14 protein-coding genes are annotated in these 21428 nt (G+C 69.0%); 4 read left to right on the forward strand and 10 right to left on the reverse strand.

The annotated features are described in order from the left end of the window. Nucleotides 1-40: 40 nt before the first annotated feature. The 7 genes from KK483_RS28220 to KK483_RS28250 form a co-directional block, all read right to left on the reverse strand. Entirely contained in the window at nt 41-2374 is a 2334-nt protein-coding gene (locus KK483_RS28220; protein ID WP_262008025.1) for a polysaccharide lyase 8 family protein, read from the reverse strand. 60 nt (nt 2375-2434) lie between these two features. After that, entirely contained in the window at nt 2435-3361 is a 927-nt protein-coding gene (locus KK483_RS28225) for a carbohydrate ABC transporter permease (RefSeq protein WP_262008026.1), read from the reverse strand. After that, nucleotides 3358-4260 (reverse strand): carbohydrate ABC transporter permease, encoded by a 903-nt coding sequence (locus KK483_RS28230; RefSeq protein ID WP_262008027.1) that lies wholly within the window; start codon nt 4258-4260, stop codon nt 3358-3360. Before KK483_RS28230 ends, KK483_RS28225 begins: the two co-directional genes overlap by 4 nt. Before the next feature lie 121 nt (nt 4261-4381). Further along, complete coding sequence (locus KK483_RS28235) at nt 4382-5680, reverse strand: ABC transporter substrate-binding protein (protein ID WP_262008028.1); 1299 nt, start codon at nt 5678-5680, stop codon at nt 4382-4384. A 43-nt stretch (nt 5681-5723) separates the two neighbouring features. Further along, nucleotides 5724-7001 (reverse strand): alpha-L-fucosidase, encoded by a 1278-nt coding sequence (locus KK483_RS28240; protein ID WP_262008029.1) that lies wholly within the window; start codon nt 6999-7001, stop codon nt 5724-5726. Between the two features lie 26 nt (nt 7002-7027). Further along, the gene (locus KK483_RS28245) at nt 7028-8020 is read right to left on the reverse strand and encodes a hydroxyacid dehydrogenase (protein WP_262008030.1); all 993 of its coding nucleotides are present in this window, start codon (nt 8018-8020) and stop codon (nt 7028-7030) included. Between the two features lie 306 nt (nt 8021-8326). After that, the gene (locus KK483_RS28250; RefSeq protein ID WP_262008031.1) at nt 8327-9427 is read right to left on the reverse strand and encodes a substrate-binding domain-containing protein; all 1101 of its coding nucleotides are present in this window, start codon (nt 9425-9427) and stop codon (nt 8327-8329) included. Between the two features lie 245 nt (nt 9428-9672). On the opposite strand from KK483_RS28250, the gene KK483_RS28255 reads away from it, so the two are divergent. The 4 genes from KK483_RS28255 to KK483_RS28270 all read left to right on the forward strand — a co-directional run bounded on the left by KK483_RS28255 (nt 9673) and on the right by KK483_RS28270 (nt 15382). After that, nucleotides 9673-12072: a polysaccharide lyase 8 family protein gene (locus KK483_RS28255; RefSeq protein WP_262008032.1), complete on the forward strand. Its 2400-nt coding sequence runs from the start codon at nt 9673-9675 to the stop codon at nt 12070-12072. A 19-nt stretch (nt 12073-12091) separates the two neighbouring features. Then, on the forward strand, nt 12092-12760 hold the full coding sequence (locus tag KK483_RS28260) for an alpha-L-fucosidase (protein ID WP_262008033.1): 669 nt from the start codon (nt 12092-12094) through the stop codon (nt 12758-12760). Nucleotides 12761-12967: 207 nt separating this feature from the next. After that, complete coding sequence (locus tag KK483_RS28265; RefSeq protein ID WP_262008034.1) at nt 12968-13969, forward strand: terpene synthase family protein; 1002 nt, start codon at nt 12968-12970, stop codon at nt 13967-13969. Between the two features lie 843 nt (nt 13970-14812). Then, nucleotides 14813-15382, forward strand: coding sequence for an NAD-dependent epimerase/dehydratase family protein (locus KK483_RS28270; RefSeq protein WP_262008035.1), 570 nt, complete (start codon nt 14813-14815; stop codon nt 15380-15382). Between the two features lie 228 nt (nt 15383-15610). On the opposite strand, the gene KK483_RS28275 is transcribed toward KK483_RS28270, so the two are convergent. From KK483_RS28275 to KK483_RS28285, 3 genes are all read right to left on the reverse strand, one after another. Next, the gene (locus tag KK483_RS28275; RefSeq protein ID WP_262008036.1) at nt 15611-16447 is read right to left on the reverse strand and encodes an SDR family NAD(P)-dependent oxidoreductase; all 837 of its coding nucleotides are present in this window, start codon (nt 16445-16447) and stop codon (nt 15611-15613) included. A gap of 290 nt (nt 16448-16737) precedes the next feature. After that, on the reverse strand, nt 16738-18921 hold the full coding sequence (gene kdpB / locus KK483_RS28280; RefSeq protein WP_262008037.1) for a potassium-transporting ATPase subunit KdpB: 2184 nt from the start codon (nt 18919-18921) through the stop codon (nt 16738-16740). Nucleotides 18922-19643: 722 nt separating this feature from the next. Then, a complete protein-coding gene (locus tag KK483_RS28285; protein ID WP_262008038.1) occupies nt 19644-21221 on the reverse strand; it encodes a Na+/H+ antiporter in 1578 nt (525 codons plus the stop codon). Between the last annotated feature and the right edge of the window lie 207 nt (nt 21222-21428).

Below are 21428 nucleotides of genomic sequence, written 5' to 3' on the forward strand. Positions count from 1 at the left end.
GTTTTCGTCCCGTTCAGCACGTGATCCCCTTCGGTTCCGCCTACTTGTTCAGCACGGCGGTCCGTGTGGCACCGCCGGCCGTGCCCGTGTCGATCCGCAGTCTGATCTGGCCGGACAGGGACAGCACGGTCACCCCGGGCCCCGGAGTGGCGGAGACGTAGCCGGAGCGCGCGATGGTCACATCGACGGTGCTGTGGGCGCGGGTCGGGTCGGAGACGCCCACGGTCAGCGTTCCGCCCTGCTCGCGCATGACGACCGAGGCTGCGTTCTTGTCGACCGTGATGGGGCCGGCGCTGCCCGCGGCGAAGAAGTTCGCCATCGTGATGCCGAGGCCGGAATGGCTCACCGCCTGCACGTCGGCGGTGTTGGCCAGCACGCTCACGGTGGGCGCCGACGCCCGCGCCGCCGTCTGGGCGGCGGTGAAGCCCGGCAGCAGGACATAGGCGTAGCCGGCGCCCGCCGGATTGGTCCCGTGGTCGCGCTGCAACAGCACGTACTGGCGGGTGTCGGGAGTCGTGGGCCCGCTCGCGTTGACCGCGCTCCAGCTCCCGGTGAGATTGCTGCGGTATGCCCCGATCGTCATGCCGCCGGGGAAGACATAGCCTGCCACGCCGTCGATGTGCGCCCATTGCGCCGCGCTGAACGACCCGGACCAGCCCCCGGTGTTGGGCTGGACGGTGCCGTCGACGGTCAGCGCGGCCGTCGTCCTGCGGTTCTCGATGATCGTGTTGATGTACCGGCTGTCCGTGGAGGTGATCCCCGCACCGAGAGCCGCCACGCAGTCGTCGAAGCAGAACCATGACTTGCGCGCGTTGAGCGTGACCCTCAGTCCGTCCAGGTTGAGCCCGACCGCGCCGTACGCCCCCTGGACGACGGCCCCACCGGCCCAGGCGGCGGCCGAGCGGTCGGAGGCCCCCTCGCTGTCGGCGAAGTCCTTCAGATCGACCGTGGTGCCGGGCAGCTTCTTGGCGAAGACGGTGTTCCAGAAGGCGTCGTTGTACTGGGCGGGATCGTTGTCGAGGTAGAGCTGGGCCATGCCCTCGGCGGTGTGCCAGCCGTGCTTGTTCTCGCCGTTGATGGACTCGTAGTACGCGGTGCGCTTCGAGCACATGGAGATTGAGTACGACCAGCTCGGGCGGTGGTGCACGACCCGGTCCATCTCGGGGAACTGCCGGTGCCCGACGGCCTGCGCCGCCTCGGGGACACCGCTGTCGTCCAGTACGGACTTGGCGCGGCGGATCGAGGCGACGTCCCCCTTGGCCGTGATCGGCCAGGCCGTGTTCCGTCCCAGCCAGCGTTTTGCGATGCCGCGCAGTTCCGCCGCCCGGGCGGGGTCCGTGCCCGCGGTCGCCGTGGCGAGGTCGAGGAGGACGAGCGCGGCCGCGTTGCCGTCGGCGGCGTCGGGTTCGTCGGCGCGGGAGATCGCCCGGCCGCGTACGGAGTCGAACATCAGCCCGTTGCGGACGAACGGGGTGATCGCCGTCGTCGCGGAGTCGTAGACGTTCCGCACGCCCGGATCGGTCACCGTCCAGGGCGAGCCGGCGAGCAGGTTCAGCAGCGTCCCGATGCCGGCGAAGTGGACGATGCCGTAAGTGCCGTTGTAGGCCCTGCCGTTGTGGAAGACGTACGACCCGCTCGGGTACAGGCCGTCTCCCGAGGTCGCGTACGGGAACAGGGTGGTCAGCGCCGTGGCCGCCTCGCCGATCTTCGCGGAGTTGCCCTGGAGCGCGCCGCGGACGGTGTAGATGCGGCACATGTCGGCCAGATTGGCGCCGGTGGCGACGCCGCCGAGGGTGACGTCCGGGTCGAAGTGGTCGATCGAGGCGCAGTACGCGGAGATCTGGGCGGACGACAGCGACGGGTACACCAGGGTCGCCGCGTCGGCCAGATGGGACGGTGCGCCGATGTTCCAGTCCCAGCCGTTGCCGAAGACCGCCTGTCCGGGCCTGTAGATGCCGTTGGCCAGGAAGGAGAGGCCGTCGGCGATCTGGGTGGCGAGGACCGTGTCCCCGCTCTGGGACGTGCCGGGGGTGGCCTGGGCCAGGGCCATGGTCCTGAGCCGTCCGAAGCTGGCGGTCACGTTCGCGGACGGGTGGGACGGTCCCAGGGGCAGGTCGGGCCACAGCTCGGTGCGGCCCGTGTTCGTCTGCAGTGTCGAGCGGTGGCCCTGGGCCCTTGTACCGAGGCTGCCGAGCGCGGTGGCGTAGGCGGGGTCGGCAGGGTTTATCGCCCCGCCGGTCAGCCGCTCGGCCCAGCGGGTGCGCAGATCGGCGTAGGCGTCGGCCGCGTACGCCTGCTGGGCGGGGAGGAGTACGGCGCTCGCGCCGGCTCCGGCGAGGGCCATGAAGGCGCGGCGGGACATGTGGTGCTTCATGGTTGCTCCTTGTGGTGGACGGCGTTGTCCTCGGGAGGGCGAACGTGAAGCGATCGAGGGCTACTTGACCGCGCCGGTCGTCAGACCGGACTTCCAGTACTTCTGCAGCGAGAGGAAGAGGGCGACGACGGGGATCAGGGAGACCACCGAGCCGACCATGATCATCGGATAGAGCTCGGGATGGGCCGCGGCTTCCATGAACCAGCCGTAGATACCGAGGCTGAGCGGGTAGAGCTCGTGGTCGGACAGCATCAGCAGCGGGGTGTAGAAGTCGTTCCAGATGCCGTTGAACGACAGCAGCAGGAGCGTCATGAAGGGGGAACGCATCGTCGGCAGGGCGATACGCAGGAAGATCGCGAACTCGCCGGCTCCGTCCATCCGCGCCGCTTCGACGATCTCGTCCGGCACATGGCTGCTGCTGAACACCCGCGACATGTACAGCCCGAAGGGGAGGAAACCGAACATCGACGGAAGCAGCATCCCCCAGTACGTGTTGGTCGCCCCGATCTCCGAGCCCAGCAGATAGATGGGCATGGCGAGGACCGTCATCGGGACCATGGTGGCCATCAGCACGACGCCGAAGAATTTGCCCTTGGCGGGGAAGGTGAACTTGTCGAAGGCGTAGCCGCCCAGGAGGCAGACGAACGCGCAGATCATGCCGCCGCCCAGAGCGTAGACCAGGCTGTTGAGCATCCATCGCACGATGATCCCGTCGCCGTACGCGAAGGTGTACTCGATGTTCTCCCACAGCCGGAACGTGCCGAATTCGAAGCCTCCGGTACGGACCATGTCCTGGCGGTCCTTGGTTGCCGCGAACAGCAGCCAGGTGACCGGCAGAAATGTGTAGACGATCCCGAGCGCCAGGATCCCGTTGACCACCAGCCTGTTGAGGGCCAGGGGCACCGGGCGGGGCCGGCCGTGCGGCGGGACGGGCCCGGCCGGTGGCGAGGCGGGCGCGGTGGCAGGGGCGGTGACGGTGGCGCTCACGCCGTCCTCCTCTTCGTCAGGCGGTGCCCGGCGTAGCAGGCGAGACCGATGGCGGCGGCGAACACGAGCGAGGTGGCGGCGGCGTAGCCGTAGTCCTTGAGATTGAAGGCCCGGTTGTAGATGAACAGGACCGGGGTCCACTCGAAGGTGACCGTCCGGGTCTGCTGCCTCAGCAGCAGAGGGCCGGCGAACATCTGGAACGAGGCGATCACGTTGAAGACCGCGACCATGCCGATCGCGCCCCGGATCAGCGGCACCTTGACCGACAGGGCGGTGCGGACCGCTCCGGCCCCGTCGATGGTGGCGGCCTCGATCAGCTCGCGGGGGATCGCCTGGAGCGCGGCGAAGAAGATCACCGTGGCGTAGCCGGCGCCGAGCCACACGGTGATGTTGGCGATGGCGGCCACGACCGCGTAGTCGTTGCCGAGGCTCCAGGGCAGGCCAAGCCTGTCGAAGGCGTCGACGACCGGGCTGATCCCGGGTGTGTAGAGGTAGACCCAGATGATGGTGGCGATGACCCCGGGGATCACGTGCGGCGCGTACAGCGCGAGCTGGAAGAACTGCTTGGCCCGCGCGTAGACGGAGTCGAGCAGCAGGGCCATGAGCACGCCCGCGCCGATCATCACGGGCACGTAGATCAGGCAGTAGAGCAGGGGGATGCGGAAGCTCTTCCAGAACGCCGTGTCGACCAGTGCCTTCTGGAGGTTGTCCAGCCCCACGAACACGTTCGTGGTGCCGCCGAAGCCGAGTCCCGAGCTCTCCTCGTGGAAGAGGCTCAGCCAGGCCGTGTAGGCGAGCGGCGCGATCAGGCACAGCAGGAACATCACGTAGAAGGGGGCGAGGAACAGCGCGGCGGGGCGGTGTTGTCGCTGGGTCACACCGGCTCGGGAGCGGGGCACGGAGGGCACCTCCTGTCTTGGTCGATGCGTGGACTCGATGCGTGGACTCGATGCGCGGAGCGTGTGGAGCCCCGGGTGGCCGGTCCGATACGGAAGCCGGTCACCCGGGGAGACATGGGTGCTACTGCGCGACCTTCAGGCCGCGGTTCTTCAGGTCCGCCACCGTCGCGGTCTCGGCCGGCGCGAAGATCTCGCTGAGCCTGATGTCACCGGCCTTGACCTTGCCCATCGCGTCCGCGAGCCGGGTGTCGGTGGTGGCGGTGGGGGAGTACGCCCAGTCGGACGGCATGGTCTTGAGCGCCTCGCGTGCCACGGCGTGGATGTCCTGGCCACCGAAGTAGGCCGGATCGAAGGTGCTGGACGCGGCCTCGGCCAGCTCCGGGTTGGCGGGCAGCGTGCTGCTCGTGCCCTCGGCGAGGCGGGCCTTGACCGCCTCGGGCGTGGTGGTCGCCCAGGTGATGAACTCCACTGCGGCGTCGACGTTCTTGGCGCCCTCGGGTACGACGAACGAGGTGCCGCCGAACATGGCCGAGGCGGGTGTTCTGTCCCAGGTGGGCAGCGGCGCCACGGCCCACTTGCCGGACTGGTCGGGCTGACCGGTCTTCATGTAGCCGCCGGCCCAGATGCCGGAGACCTCGGTGAGGATCCTGCCGTCGACCTTCTGCTTGGTCAGGGCCTCGCCCTCGCTCGCGTCCAGGAGCTTCCTGTCGGCCAGGTCGTCCCAGTAGTCGGCGACCTTGTGGGAGATCTCGTTGTCGATGTCGACCTTCCACGTGCCGCCGTCGGCGGAGAACCACGTGGCGCCGGCCTGCCAGCACATTGCGGTGATCAGGTTGGCGTCGAGGTTCGCGGGGGCGAGACTGAGACTCTTGTCCGCCTTCTTGACCTTCTCGGCGGCGGCCTTGAAGTCGTCCCAGGTCTTCGGGACCTCGATGCCGTACTTCTCGAAGAGGTCCTTTCGGTAGAACATCACCATCACGCCGGCGTCGTTCGGCACGCCCCAGACCTTGTCGCCGAGCGTGACCAGCTGCCGGACGGATTCGGGGAACTTCGCCTTCACGGTCTCGCCCACCTGGGCACTGATGTCCTCCAACTCACCCTGTGCGGCGTGCTTGGGCAGCTGGTTGTACTGGAGGACGGCGATGTCGGGGGCGTTGCCCGCCTTCACGGCGTTGGGGATCTTGGTGTCGTTGTCGGGCACCTCCTCCAACTTCACCTGGATGTCCTTGTGCGACTTGTTGAAGGCTTCGACGATCTCGCGCGAGCCCTTGGTGCCGGCCCACAGGGTGAGGTGGGTGACCGCCGGCTTGTCCCCCGACGCGTCCTTCCCGGACGAGTCGGAACCGCCGCACGCCGTGGCGAGCAGGGAGAGCGAGGCGACGACCGCCGCACAGGCGGTTCTCCGAAGTGACGTGCGCATGGTGATGGCTCCTTGGTGAGTGGTGATGCCGATCCGGGGGATGTCAGGAGTCGTGGAGGACGAGTTCGACGACCGGGACGGCCACATCCGGTCGCTGGACGGGAAGTTCGAGAGTGAGCGTGCTACCGGCGCCGTCCGCCGGGGGCTCGTCGCGGCGCACCTCGGAGTGGTCGGCGAGGAACCGCGCGTACCGCACCTTGCCCGCGAGTCCGGGCAGCCGGACGTGCTTCATCGGCCAGGTGAAGAGGTGCAGGTAGAGGCGGTCGCCGCGCTGGGTGTAACGGCAGCCGTCCGGTGCCTCGTACGTGCTGGGCCCCGCGTCGTGGATCGCGGAGGAGTGCAGCCGCATCCACGCGCCGATCTCACGCAGGGTGCGCGCCGCCCGCTGATCGATCTCGCCGCGGGCGTTGGGGCCCACGTTGAGCAGCAGGTTGCCGTCCTTGGAGACGGCGTCGACGAGCATCCGGACCAGCAGCTCGGCCGGCTTGTCGTCGAGGTTGTCCCGGTCGTAGCCCCAGCTGCCGTTCAGGGTGTGGCATGCCTCCCACACGACGGGGTGCCCGTCGACCAGGACCGGACCGGCCGGCTGGTACTGCTCGGCGGTGGTGAAGTCCGCGCTGCCCGGCAGGTCGAGGCGGTCGTTGAGCAGGATGTCCGGCTGGAGGGAGCGAACGGTCTCCACGAGCCGCTCCGACCGCCACGCCGCCCGGCCCTTGCCGTCGGATATCGGCTGCTCGTAGATGTCGTGATCGGGGTAGGAGAAGTCGAACCACATGATGTCGATGCCGCCGTACCGCGTGAGCAGCTCCCGCACCTGGCCGTTCAGGTGGTCGGCGTACCGGCCCATGTCCCGGCCGGTGTCGGCGGACCTGGCCGCCGTGTCGTCGCGCTGCGGATGGTGGGAGTCGACGGTGAAGTCGGGGTGGTGCCAGTCGATGAGGGAGTGGTAGAGGCCGATGCCGAGCCCGGCCGTGCGGAACGCCTCGATGAACGGCCCGACCGCGTCCTTGCCGTGCGGGGTTCTGGTCACCTTGTAGTCGGTGAGGTCGCTGTCCCAGAGGCAGAAGCCCTCGTGGTGCTTGGTGGTGAGCACCGCGTACCGCATGCCCGCCTGCGTGGCGAGCTCCGCCCAGGCGCCCGGGTCGTACAGGTCGGCGTCGAAGTGGTCGAAGTAGGGCTGGTACTGCTGGTCGGTGAGGCGCTCGCGGTACTTGACCCACTCGTGGCGCGCGGCCGCCGAGTAGAGGCCCCAGTGGACGAAGAGGCCGAAGCGCCAGGACTGGAAGCGCCGCACCGATGCGGCGGGGGCACGTGGAGGCATGACCGGCTCCTTGCCGAGGGCCGCCATCAGGCGATCGAGGGAAGGTCGTCGACGGCGATCTCGCCGAGCAGTGGCTCGCCCAGCACGAAGCGGCCCACCTCGGCGACGGCGAACTCGCCCAGCAGCCTGAGCTCGCTGCCGAGCGCCCCGGCGATGTGCGGCGTGACGAAGACATTGGGCAGCGCGAAGAGGGAGTGGTCCGCGGGGAGCGGCTCGGGGTCGGTGACGTCCAGGACGGCGTCGATGCGCCCGGAGCGGCCCGGGTGCCCTGCGCAGTGGCGGCCCAGGGCCTCGGTGTCGACCAGGCCGCCGCGTGCGGTGTTGATCAGGACCGCCCCGTCGCGCATCAGGCCGAGCCGCCGGTCGTCGATCATGTGCCGGGTCTCGGGGAGCAGCGGGGCGTGCAGGGTGACGATGTCGGCGCGGGGCAGCAGGTCGTCGAGATCGGTGAGCTCGGCTCCCAGGGCCCGTGCGCCGGCCGGGTCCAGGTGCGGGTCGGCGACCAGCAGCCGGAAGCCGTGCGGCCGCAGCAGTTCCAGGACGAGCCGGCCGATCCTGGATGCGCCCACGACGCCGACGGTGCGTTCCGTGTTGCCGGTGTCGGAGCTGGTGGGGTAGGCCCGGAAGCCGTCGTCCGGGTAGCTGGCGGCCAGGGCGAAGGCGCGCTTCCCGGCGAGCAGTACGGCGGCCAGGGTGTACTGCGCGACCGGCAGGGCGTTGGCGTTGGCGGCGGAGGAGACCCGCAGAGTGCGCCCCCAGCGGTCCTCCGGGATCCCGAGCCCCTTCACGCTGCCCGCGGCGTGGATGACCGCCCGCAGCCGCGGCGCCATGGCGAGGGTCTTCTCGTCGAGCGGAGGACAGCCCCAGCTGGAGACGAGCACCTCCGCGCGGGCGAGAGCCGTCGCGGCGCGCGGATCGCTGAAGTCGTCGACGGCGCGCGTCGGGTCGAGCCGGAGGAGTGAGCCCAGCCGGGAACGGAGGTCCGCGGGCAGCACCTCCTCGACGAGATCGGGGTGCATCGCCAGGAGTCCTTGAGGGCGCCTCGGGGTCGGAGAAGACACGGCAGCATCCTTGCAACGGTCTGGAAAAGGTTTGCGCGCCGGAAAACTAAGAGCATCAGTGAGATCTGGTCAAGACCTCAGACGTGTCTCGCCGTTGACCAGATCCCGGCGGCTTCAACCTTGCGGTCCAGGCGGTTAAACGTTTGCGCAGATCAGGACTTGTGCAGTCATGCTGACGCCCAGCCGGGCCGGTTGTCGGCCCAGCGGGCCCAGCCGGACCAGCCGGACCCGCTCCAGGGCTCAGCCGCTCAGGCGTTCAGCCGCTCAGCCGTTCAGTCGGACCGCGGTGGAGGCCCGGACATGGAGCGCGGGTGAGAGCAGCACTTCCTGCGGGACGGCGGACACCTGATCCGCCGGCTCGCCGCGCAGCCGCCGTACGAGCAGGGTCACGGCGGTACGTCCGAGTGCGAGCCGCGGTGGTTCCACCGCCGTCAGAGGGATCTCGGCCAGCGCCGCGAGCTCGTCGTCGTAGTCCACGACGGCGAGCAGGTCCGGGACGAAGAGCCCACGGGCGCGGGCCCGTTGCACCAGAAGGGCCGTCTCTTCGTCGGGATGGGCGACAGCGGCGGTGGAGCCGGAGTCGACGACGGCGTCGAGAAACGCCTCCACGCCCTCCGTGCTGCCCGGCTGGTGGTCGACCACGCGGGGTGCGTCACAGGCGAGGCCGAAGAGGCCGGTCACGTTGTCGAAGCCCTGGCGGATCCCGTCACTTGTCGCGCTCCCCGTCGTCAGCAGGGCGATCCGCCGGTGGCCCAGCGCAACCAGATGGCGCAGCGCCTGGACCGTCCCCCGCACGTGGTCGGTCGCCACGAAGTCAAGGTGGTCCAGGGGGACGGCCGGATGAGGCCGGCGCTCCACGACGACGGCCGGGACGGGGAGCTCGCCCATCCAGTCCAGCGCCCTGCCGACGCGGGCGAAGGGATGACTGGGGGTCAGGAGCAGGCCGTCGACTCCACTGTCGAGCAGCCGCTCGACATGGGCGCGGTCGGCCTCCAGGTCGTAGCCGGACACGGCGACGACGAGTCGCGCGTCCAGGGACTCCGCCGCCGTACGCGCGCCGTGGATCACCTGGCGGAAGTAGTACGTGGCCGTCGGCACGACCATGCCCAGCGTCAGTGGCCCGGTGTCGTGGCAGCGGTCGGCGGCCGACTGCGGTCTCAGGGGTCTCAGGGCGGCGGCCCTGGGGCGGGGGAGCGCGGCGCCGCCGTGAGTGCGGGAGAGCATCCCCCGCTCGGCCAGGGCCGCGAGATCCCTGCGGATCGTCATCGGTGTGACGCCCAGCTCCTCGGCGAGGTCCCGGGCGCGCACCGAGCCGCGGCGGCGGAGTTCACGCAGGATGGCCTCCTGGCGCAGGTTCAGCTGCACGGGCCCTCCCGTTCGCGGTCCGGTGGGTTGGCGGGGAATTGCGCGTCGCCGCGCGTCGCCGCGCGTCGCCGCGCGTCGCCGCGCGAGGCCGGGCGACGTGTTCGGAACCCACCCCCCGGGATGATGTTCACTTCTGTTCGTTTGTGGGTCAACTCGTTGACCGCGGCTTGCGCTCGCCCGGAGCATCTGGAACCGCCGGGCACCACGCCGCGAGCGAACTACCCCGCCAACGGACGGAGTCCACCATGTCCACTTCCTGGGCGCGCCGCAGCTTCCTGCGCGCAACGGGCGGCACGGCGACGGCCGTCGCCCTCTCGGCCGGCGCATCGGGAAGCCTGCTGCCCGGAACCGCGCACGCCGCGGGCGGAGCAGCCGCCGTGGCGGCGGCGGACGAATTCGACACGCTGCGCGCGAAGTGGCTGGGCATCCTGCTGGGCTCCGGGATCGACGCGGCCGTCGAGCCGTTCGCGTCCAAGCTGGCCGCCCTCGGAACCACGGCGTCCGGCTTCCGCTCCACCATGGCCGCGACCGCCGGCTCGCTCTGGCCGGACCTGCCCTTCGCCCACGGGAACAACATCTCCAGCAACTACAACCGCCTGGGGACCATGGCCCAGGCGTACCTCCAGCCGGGCACCGGACTCACAGGCGACACAGCGCTGGCCGCCGACATCGTCGCAGGCGCCGAGCACATGCACACGGAGATCTACAACCCGTCGAAGGCGATGTTCGGCAACAGCTGGCAGTTCACCATCGGCACCCCCCTCAGCCTGGCCGACCTCTGCGCGCTCATGTACGACGTGCTGACGCCGGACCAGATCGCGAAGTACGCCGCCGCCATCGACCACTTCATGCCGGCGTCGGACATCCCCAAGTACGCGACCGGGGCCAACCTCACCGACCAGTGCCGTGCCCTCGCCGTTCGTGCCATCACGGAGAAGAACGCCGAACTGATCGGACTGGCAAGGGACTTCCTCAGCCCGCTCTTCCCGCTGGTCACCACCGGCGACGGCCTCTACGCCGACGGCTCGTTCATCCAGCACCTGTGGGTGCCCTACACCGGCTCCTACGGCGGCGTGATGATCAGCGGCCTGGCCCGGCTGCTCGGCCTCCTCGGCGGATCCAGCTGGGCGATCACCGACCCCGGCGTACGCAACATCCTCGACGGCATCGACCACGCCTTCGCCCCGGTCATCTACAACGGCCTGGTGCTGGACGCCGTCAACGGCCGCGCCGTCAGCCGCCGGTCAACGGCCGGCTACCAGGGGCGCGCCCACGGGATCATGAACTCCGTCCTCGTCATCGCCGAGGGCGCCCCCGCCGACGACGCCGCCCGCTGGCGCGGCATGGTCAAGGGCTGGCTCCAGCGGGACGCCGCCCACCCGTTCACCGACCACCCCGGCCTCGACGTCACCACGCTCGCCCGGTTCAAGAAGCTGTACGAGGACGACTCCGTCAAGGCACTGCCCGAGCCCGCCGGGCACCGGCTCCTCGCCTCCATGGACCGGGCCGTGCACCGCCGCGGGCGCTGGGCCGCCGCCCTGTCCCTGTACTCCAGCCGCATCCAGCCCTACGAATGCCTCAACGGCGAGCATCTGCACGGCTGGCACACCGGCTCCGGCATGCTCCAGTGGTACGCGGACGACGGCCGGAACGAACAGTACGCGGAGGCGTTCTGGCCCACGGTCGACCCGTACCGGCTGCCCGGCACCACCGTCACGAGGAAGCCGCTCGCCGACGGCGTCGGCGGCGGCTGGGGCACCGGCCGCTCGGACAAGGCGTGGGTGGGCGGCACGACCGACGGCGAGTTCGCCGCCGTCGGGCAGCACCTCAAGGGCGTGGACTCCACCCTCGTCGCCAAGAAGTCCTGGTTCTTCCTCGACGACTCGATCGTCTGCCTCGGCGCGGACATCACCGCCACCGACGGACATCCCGCGGAGACCGTCGTCGACAACCGCAACCTCGGCACCACCGGCACCAACGCCCTGACCGTGGACGGCCGTCGGCAGCCGGGCGACCAGGGCTGGAGCGGGACCTTCGACGACGCCCACTGGGCCCATATCGAGGGCCACGGCGGCTACCTCTTCCCCGGCGGAGCCCGTGTCACCGCCCTGCGCGAGGAGCGGACCGCCGCCTGGAAGGACATCAACACCGGCCAGCCCGACACCCCCCACACCCACCGCTACCTGACCCTGCTCGCCGGCCACGGCACCGACCCGACCGAGGCGGCGTACGCGTACGTCATGCTCCCCACCGCCCGTGCCACCGAGACCGCCCGGCGCGCCAGGGACGGACAGTGGCTGCGGATCCTCGCCAACGACGGCGACCAGCAGGGCATCCACGTACAGGAACCGCGGCTGACCGCGGTCAACTTCTGGAACCCCGGCACCCTCGGCGGGATCACCGCCGACGCCCCGGCCGCCGTCCTCGTCCGCGAGCACCGTGACCGCACGGCGACGATCTGCGTGTCAGACCCGACCCAGCTCGGCACCACCCTGGAGCTCGTCTGGGACCGCCCCGTCCGCAGGGTGCTCACCAAGCCCCCCACCGTGACCGGCGCCACCACCGGCCGCAGGCTCAGGGTCACTTTCGACGGGCTGGCGGCCACCGCGGGCAGTCCCCAGAAGCTCACCGTCCTGCTGGGCTGAGAGCGGAGGATCCCGGACCATGACCGACACCACCTGGTTCACCGAGGCCCGCCTCGGACTCTTCGTCCACTGGGGCCTGTACGCGCTGCCCGCCCGCCGGGGCGACAACACCGGCACCTCGGAATGGGTCCAGCGCCACGAGCACACCCACCCCGACGTGTACGCCCGCTACGCCCGCTGGTTCGACCCGGACCGCTACGACCCGGCGGCCTGGGCCGAGGAGGCGTGGCAGGCCGGCATGCGCTACGCCGTGCTCACCACCAAGCACCACGACGGCTTCTGCCTCTGGGACAGCGCGTTGACCGACTTCAAGGCCACGAACACCCCGGCCGGGCGCGACCTGGTGCGCCAGTTCACCGACGCCTTCCGGGCGCGCGGCTTCCGCATCGGCTTCTACCACTCGCTGCTCGACTGGCACCACCCCGACTTCCCCGTGGACGGCAAGCACCCCCTGGACGCGGACGCGTTGGCCCGGACGGACCCGCGCGACATCGCCGCGTACGCGGAGTACCTGCACGGCCAGGTCCGCGAACTCCTCACCGGCTACGGCCGTATCGACGTGATGTGGTTCGACTTCTCCTACGCGCACGAGCCGGGGGTGTGGGGCGGCAAGGGCAGTGACGACTGGCGCTCCTCGGAACTGCTCGCCCTCGTGAAGGGGCTGCAGCCGGTTGTTCACAAGGACTGAGAATTCAACGCGTTCACGTTGCACTGACGGCAAAGGGCTGGCAACTTCACTGCGTAGATGGTGCACTGGTCATGGTCGTTCCACTGCGACTACCAGTGATTTTGACTTCGTAGTACGGGGTTGCGGGAAACTCATCGGACCGCGTGCGGCCGGGGTAGGGGCGACGAGGCTGGGTGGGCTGACTTGCTTGGAGAAGTTATGCCTTTCATGTCTGCAAAAGCCCTGAGGTGTGTATATCCAAGCGCGATCAGCCCATTCACGCAGCAAGTTGAGGACCAGACACGCGATTGGTGTCTGACTTACGGCCTCATTGCTGCAGGCGAGACCGAAGACAGGTTCATGAATTGGCGTATGGGACATTTGGCGGGCCGCTCGTACTGGTATGCGAGCCGCAACGGATTGCTCCTGAACGCCTGCTGGATGGCCTGGTACTTCATCTTTGATGACCAGTTGGACTCGCCGCCATATGCGACGGACCCGGCTCGTGTGGCCGAAATTTGTAGGCGCCTGAGAGGGATTAGTGAGTCTGAGCGGCCTGGCCAGTCAACTACCCCGGCCGAAAATGCCCTTGCCGACCTCGTCGGCCAGAGCTGCTCAGGAATGTCGCCCATGTGGATACTTAGATTCCGTAGGCACATTGGTGAATACCTGCTGGGGAACGTGCGCGAAGTGCAGAACCGCAAGGATGTTCAGGTCCCTTCCCTCGATCGACTTTGGGAAACGCGCCGCGCCAGCGGGGCGATGGAAATCTGCATCGACATGATTGAGAAGACGCAGCACTTTGAGTTCAGCCCCTCGGAATGGGAACTCTCGCGTCTGCGTGAGGCGCGACACCTTACAAGCGATATTGTGCACTTCACTAATGACCTCTACTCGCTTGAGCGAGAAATTTCGCGGCGAGACGTTAATAACCTGGTCCTGAGCATCTCCCGTGAACGGAATTGCGGGATCAAGGAATCTTGCAGAATCGCAGTCATAATGGTGCGGGATATGATCCAGAGGCTTCAATCGTGCGAGGTGGAGCTCATGCAATCGACGCATGGTGAAGCGGCGCGAGGCAGGATGGAAAGATTCTTTCTCGGCCTCAACAGCTGGGTGCGAGGAAATGTTGATTGGGCTCAGGAAACTCTGCGATATGACGGTGAACACCAGTACATTTCTGAAGATGATCCATGGGGTAACCGTAACAATATAGTCGGGCCCAAGTGAACTCGGACGATATCCTGCCGGTGTCGGGGTGCTGCGGAGAGGGGTTTTCGTGAGAGGGAATTACAGTAGCGCACCTACTGAGATGCCCGTCCCGCAAACTGCCCAAGTGGTCTGCACTATCGCGGCAGGCATTGTTATCGCGGTTTCACTATTCTTTGCAATCAGAGATTGGCGGAAGACTCGCTCGCTGTTCTACTTGGCGCTACTGGCGGGCGCCGCCATCTGTACAACGATGGAACCGATCTGGGACGTTCTAGGTCACCTATGGTACGCCAATAGGGGAGGCCAGTGGGTTGGGATCCCAGGTGAAGGGCGATCTGTTCCATTGTGGCCCTACGGGGCGTACGTGGGCTACTTTGGGTCTCTGGCCTTTGTGGCCTTCCGAAATCTCCAAAAGGGAGTAACGAAGAAAACGATTTGGGCTGGCATCGCGGTCGGATTGGTTGCGGACTTTGCTTTTGAGGTGCCAATTTTGGCAACTGATTTCTATGTGTATTATGGAGAGCAGGGTCCCACAATTGGAGGGTTGCCGATATATTGGGCATTCCTCAACTCTGCCGGCGCTCTACTTCTGGCATTCCTTCTCCTGAGATTTCATTCATTTTTTGCAGGGCGCAGAGCTCTGCTCCTGCTCCTGCTGCCAGCGATGGCCCAGGGCGTCACGAATATCACTGCTGGCTGGCCCATGTTCTTTGTTCTTACCACTGGGCCTTCGCCGGCAGTTGCCTGGGGTGCCTCCATTGCATCCTGCATTCTTTCGCTGGCGCTCATACAGAAGTTGGCTAGTGCGTTAACGGCGCCATTGCCAATTTCCGACGTAGCGGCGTTCGCACACAGGACGCGATGCTGAACGCGGACGAGATCTGCCAGAGGTCCGCCGTGCATCTACGCAACGGCGTCCGTCTCATCCTCGACGCCGAACCCGACCTGGAAGTCGTCGCCGAAGCTGTCACCCGGGCACTCCAGGACCCCGCCATCGACCCGGTCCACTGCGCCGCGAACGTCGGCGCCCCGCTTGGCGTCGCCACCAACCTCGCCCTCGACCCCTGGTACTTCCGCTGGCTCGCCCGCACCGGCACGCCGCGCGCCGTCTACTACAGCTCCTCTGCCGCCTATCCCGTCGCCCTCCAACGCCGTGGTCCGATCCACCGGCTGCCCGAGACCGAAGTCGACCCGGCCCGGCCCGGGCAGCTCGATGCGACGTACGGGCTGGCCAAGCTGACCGGCGAACTCCTCGTCCCCTATGCCGAGGCCGAGGGCACCCGTGTGACGGTGCTGCGGCCAGCGGAGCGAGCGCGTCCGCGGCGAGGGCGTCGGCATCGCCGCGCAGCAGCGCGTGCTTCCCGGCCGAGACGGCAACCGTCCGCGGCCGCTCGGGCCGGTCCACCCAGCAGTGGCCGAGTCCGGTGGTGAGGACATGCTCGGCCAGTGCCCCGGGCCCCGGTGCTCCGGCGGGGAACCACCGGGCGAGCGAAGGCAGTTGGCGCGGTGCAAACGGGATCATGGGCGTCCGTCGCGGTCAGTGTGGGGAGGCTCGCCGGTCCTGGCCGGGCCGCCCCTCGGGTGATCAGCGCTGCCCGGCCTTGCGGCCGTGGGTCGCTTTCTTCTTGCGCGCGCTTCGACAAGCGCGGGGCAGGTCGTTCAGGCGGATTGGCCGACGAGGACGTCGGCGAGTTTGGTGAGGCGCTTGACGGTGCGTTCTTCGGTGGAGCCCGGCGCCGGTTCGACACGCTGGTCGCGGTCGTAATAGGCGCCGTTGACGATCTCGACCGAGGGGTCGCACAGCCGCACGATGTTGGCGGCGCCCGCGGCCGGCGTGGCGCCTTCGTGGGCGTAGAGGGGGAGCAGGTCGGTCGCGCAGATGCCGGGGTGGACGGAGACGGCCGTCACGCGCGGGTCGGCGGCGAAGACGGTCAGTGCCAGCTGTGACTGGGCGTAGGCAGCCAGGCGGGAGTAGCGGCGGGCCCGGTTGGGGTCGCTCCACTGGATGGAGCCGGTGCGGTGCAGGGAGGACGACACGTTGATGACACGGCCACCGGGGTCGCTGGTCAGGGCCTGCTCCAGGAGGTTGGTGAGCAGGTAGTGGGCGAGGAAGTTGACCTGGAAGGCGAGTTCGTTGCCGTCGGCGGTGACGGTGTGGCGCTCGGGCGCGGCGACGGCGGCGTTGTTGACGAGGACGTCCAGGTGCGGGTGCTCGGCGACCACCCGGGCCGCCATCGTTTCGACCTCTTCGAGGCGGGAGAAGTCCGCGGCGAAGGCACATACCCGCTCGGCGGGGATGCCGACCGTAGCGACGAGGCCGTCTGCCGCGGCCTGGGCCTCCTCGGCCGTCCGGCCGTGGACGAGGACGGTGGCGCCGCTCTGGGCGAGCAGCTTGGCGGTCTCGTAGCCGATGCCTGAGGTGGCTCCGGTGACGAGCGCGATACAGGAGGACAGGGGGGACAGGGGGGACAGGGGGGACAGGGAGGAGTCGGACATGATTCATCCATGAGGGTGTAGGTACGAAGAAGGGGCGCCGGACCAGGTCACGGCGCCCCGAGGACTACGGAAAACGCGTCAGCGCGAGTCGAGGCTCAGCGGGTCTTCAGGCGGGCGTTTCCGGGCAGCGGGGCACGCGACGGGGCGCCGGATTCGGCGGCCGGTCGAGAAGGAGCCACTCGCTGTTCACAACGCCCATCGAACCCGGACCGGATCGCCCGTCCAAGCTCTGGAGCCTTTCCCTGACGCCCTTCTGACGCCCTCTGACGCCCTTCTGACGGCCGTGCGGATCAGCCTCCCAGCCCTGGAATCGTCGAGATCACGAGGTCGATGAGCTTGATGCCGACGAAGGGCAGGACCAGGCCGCCCAGTCCGTACACCGCGAGATTGCGCCGCAGCAGGTCGTGGGCCGAGGCCGGGGTGTAGCGCACACCGCGCAGCGCCAGCGGAATCAGCGCCACGATGATCAGGGCGTTGAAGATGATGGCCGAAGTGATCGCCGAGGTCGGGCTGTGCAGGCCCATGACGTTGAGTGCCTCCAGCCCCGGGTAGGCGCCGGTGAACATCGCGGGGATGATCGCGAAGTACTTCGCCACGTCGTTCGTGATGGAGAAGGTGGTCAGCGCGCCTCGGGTGATGAGGAGCTGCTTGCCGATCTCGACGATCTCGATGAGCTTGGTCGGGTTGGAGTCGAGGTCCACCATGTTCCCGGCCTCCTTGGCGGCCGAGGTGCCGGTGTTCATCGCCACGCCGACATCCGCCTGGGCCAGCGCCGGGGCGTCGTTCGTACCGTCGCCCGTCATCGCGACGAGCTTGCCGCCGGCCTGCTCCCGCTTGATCAGGGCGAGTTTGTCCTCGGGTGTGGCCTCCGCGAGGAAGTCGTCGACGCCCGCCTCGATTGCGATGGCCCTGGCGGTCAGCGTGTTGTCGCCGGTGATCATCACCGTACGGATGCCCATGCGGCGCAACTGGGCGAAGCGCTCGTGGATGCCGTCCTTGACGACGTCCTTGAGGTGGATGATCCCGAGGACCCGGGGGCCGTCCCAGTCGTGCACGGCCACGAGCAGCGGCGTACCGCCTTCGGCGGAGATGCCGTCGGACCAGTCGCGGGCCTCGCCCGGTACGGCCCCGCCGTACCGCTCCACCCATGCGATCACCTGCGCGGCCGCGCCCTTGCGGATGTGGCAGGCGGCCCCGTTGCTCCAGCGCAGATCGATACCGCTCATCCGGGTCTGTGCGCTGAACTCCACGAACCGGGCGTTCGCCAGTTCCCCTTCGGCGGGAGCGCGCAGCCCGTACCCCTCCTTCGCGAGGACGACCACGGAGCGGCCCTCCGGTGTTTCGTCGGCGAGCGACGACAGCTGCGCGGCGTCCGCGAGCGTCAGCTCGTCGACCCCGGGCAGCGGTACGAAACCGGCTGCCTCGCGGTTGCCGAGGGTGATGGTGCCGGTCTTGTCGAGCAGCAGGGTGTCGATGTCGCCGGCGGCCTCGACGGCACGGCCCGACATGGCCAGCACATTGCGCTGGACGAGGCGGTCCATGCCCGCGATGCCGATCGCCGACAGCAGCGCGCCGATCGTCGTCGGGATCAGCGTGACGAGCAGCGCGACGAGTACGGTCGTGGACTGCGCGGCGCCCGCGTGACCGGCCATCGGCTGGAGCGTGACGACCACCAGCAGGAAGACGGCGGTGAGGGCGGCGAGGAGGATGCTGAGGGCGATCTCGTTGGGGGTCTTCCGGCGGGACGCTCCTTCGACGAGGGCGATCATCCGGTCCAGGAACGAGTGCCCGGGACGCGAGGTGACGCGTACGACGATCCGGTCGGACAGCACCGTCGTGCCGCCCGTCACCCCGGACCTGTCGCCGCCGGACTCCCTGATGACCGGGGCCGATTCACCGGTGACGGCGGATTCGTCGACGGCCGCGATGCCGTCGACGACGTCGCCGTCGACGGGGATCAGCTCGCCCGCCTCGACCAGGACGAAGTCGAAGAGGTTCAGATCGGTGGCGGCGACGGCCTCGGTCTCGGCCCGGTCCAGGTCGGTGCCGTACCGCCAGTGACGCAGCCGCAGCGCGACCGTGTCCGTACGCGCCCGGCGCAGCGACTCGGCCTGCGCCTTCCCTCGGCCCTCCGCGACCGCCTCCGCCAGATTCGCGAAGACCACCGTCAGCCACAGCCAGACGCTGACCACCCAGGTGAAGACCGACGGGTTGAGCAGCGCGGAAAGTGTCGTGAGCAGCGATCCGACGGCCACGACGAGCAGCACCGGATTCCTGACCAGGGCCCGTGGGTGCAGCTTGCGCAATGCCTCGGGGAACGACTTCAGCAGTTGTACGGGATCGAAGAGCCCGCCGTGGCCCGAACGCCTTCGGCTCGGGCGGCGACCGGGCGCCGGGCGGGCCGGGTCGGCCGGGGCGGCCAGGTCGGGAGTCCTCGGGATCGTGGGCGCCTGCCGGGGCGCATCGGGCAGCATCGCGGAGACCTTCTGGTGAGCCCGGCCGCTCGGGTGGCGGCGGTGGTGGGGGGAGTGCAGACAGGGGACCGCAGAGCCTTGGAGCCTTGCCGGTGCCGGGACGTCCCGGCACCGGCAAGGGGTACGTGGGTCGGGCAGCGGTGCTTGCGACGCGAGGGCACGGCGGCGCGAAGGGAACGGGCCACGCGTGCCCTCGCGGCCCGGGACGGTCATGCCACTGACGTCCACGGCCCTGAGCGGCCTTACGAAATGTAGCCGTGCTCCCGACGCCGCAGCGCCGCAAACCGACGTAATTGACGGACTTCTGACAGCGGTGCCGCACTCATCGTCAAGGCCCCGTCAAAGCGCCCTGAAGCAACGTCAGAGAAACATCAAGAGCCGTCCCTGGCAGCGGTTTCCAGCCACAGACTGATCGGCGCGAGGGGACGAACGACCCTCCCTGGCGTGACGCTGGAGGGCGCGTGACCATCACCGCCGCACATACGCACACCCCGGAAGCGGGGGCCCGGAACGGTGCAGTCGCGATACAGCCGGTCGTTCGACCCGAGGGCCCTCCCGGCCCACGGCCACGAGGGCGGCCGGGGCCGGGAAGGGCCCCTCGTGCCGGTCTCTGCGACACCCTGACGGCTCTCCGCAGCCGGGGCCCCAGGGCTTCTGATCGCGACGATGACCGCGCCCGTCGGGGTGTGTCACCGACCTGGCGAACCCATGCGGTCACAGCGCTACGCGTCGGTGAGCCGCGCGTCCTCCAGGTCCAGTGAGCGCTGGAGTCGTCTGCGCGTGGTGTCGCTGATGCGGTGCTCGTCATACAGGCGCTGTAGCTCGGCGGCCTCGACCAGGAGCAGATCGCGGCGCAGCTGGCGGTACACGTGGTCGGCCGACTCGGTGGGGTCCGCGTCACTGAGCCGGTCACGGGCGTGAGCGCGCCGCGCCTGGAGGGCGCGCCGCATCCGGTCCAGCACCACATCCGGTACGGCTTCGAGCTCGACGAGCTCGTCCACGCGTCGCAGTCCCGCTTCGGCCAGGCTGCACCGGGCCTCGGCTTCCTCCCGTTCGGTGTGGGCGGGTTCGAGGGCGATGCCGGAGCGGCGTACCAGTGGCGCGAGGGTGAAGCCCTGCGCGATCAGCGTGACGACCACGACCGATGTGGCGAGTACCAGCACCAGCGGACGCTCGTCGAGCACCGCGCCGTTGCCGGTGGCGACCGGGATGGACAGCGCGGCCGCCAGCGGGACGACACCGCGGGTCCCAGCCCAGGTCAGCACCACCGGCACCCGCCAGGAGGGCAACCGCCGGGAAGAGAGGCGCCCGTTGCCCTCGCGCTGGACGACGGCCGAGAGGGGAAACACCCACAGCATGCGTACGGCGACGAGGGTCGAGGCCACGGCCAGCGCATGCAGCGGCCACATCCCGTACCCCTCGGGCAGCTCGTCGATGAGCCCCGGCAGAGCGAGGCCGATCAGGCTGAAGACGACACTCTCGAGCAGGAACACCACAGTGCCGTAGACGGCATGCAGCTGAAGGCGTATCCGGGCGTTGGTGAGCCGGTTCCCGCGCCCGCCCAGGACGACACCGGCGACGACCACGGAGGTGACGCCCGAGGTGTGCGCCGACTCGGCCAGTACGTAGGCGGCGTACGGGGTCACCAGCGCGATCACCGTCTCCAGGACGGGGTCCTCGGTACGCCGCCGGATCGCTCCCACCGCCAGTGCCAGGGCCCCGCCGATGAACGTGCCGCCACCGGCCAGCACCGCGAACTTGCCGCCCGTCGAACCCCAGGACACGGCCGACGCGGTCACGGCCACGCCCACCGCGATCCGGAACAACACCAGTGACGTGGCGTCGTTGAACAGGCTCTCGGCCTGCACCAGGACCTGGACCCGCGGTGGCAGCGCGAGCCGGCGCCCGAGCGCGGTCACGGCCACGGGGTCGGTACTCGCCAGCACGGTGCCGAGGACGAGGGCCATCTGCCAGGACAGCGGTGTGAGCGCGGCGGCCACCGCGCCGACCGCCGCCGCCGACGCCAGCACCAAGCCCACCGCGAGGACGCCGACCGGCTTCCACACCGCCCGCAGCTCTCTCCACGACAATTCCTCGGCGCTCGCGTACAGCAGCGGTGGGAGGACGAGGAGACCGATGGCCTCCGGGCTGATCCGGATCTCCGGAACGCCCGGTACCAGGGCGACGGCGAGGCCGACGACGACCAGCAGCGAGGGGGCGGGTATGCGCCAGCGGCGGGCCCCTGCCGCCACTGCGGTGGCCAGAACCACAAGGAAAAGGACCGTGCCGACGCTTCGCATGCCGCCCCCCGGTTCACGAGTGAGGGCCGGACGACCCACCACGCCGACCAGACTTCCCGGCACGCCGTCGTCAGCCTATCCGTATGGGGCTCGTCAAGACAGCGTCAGCATCCGGGGAATCGGCGCCAGGGTGCCGTCAAGGTGGCTGTGCGCACGGCCCGCCAGGGGTTTTCGTGGTGCCACGAAGGCCAGCCAAGGGTGCGTTCG

Origin of the sequence: Streptomyces sp. FIT100, assembly GCF_024584805.1 — a bacterium.
Classification (GTDB): domain Bacteria; phylum Actinomycetota; class Actinomycetes; order Streptomycetales; family Streptomycetaceae; genus Streptomyces.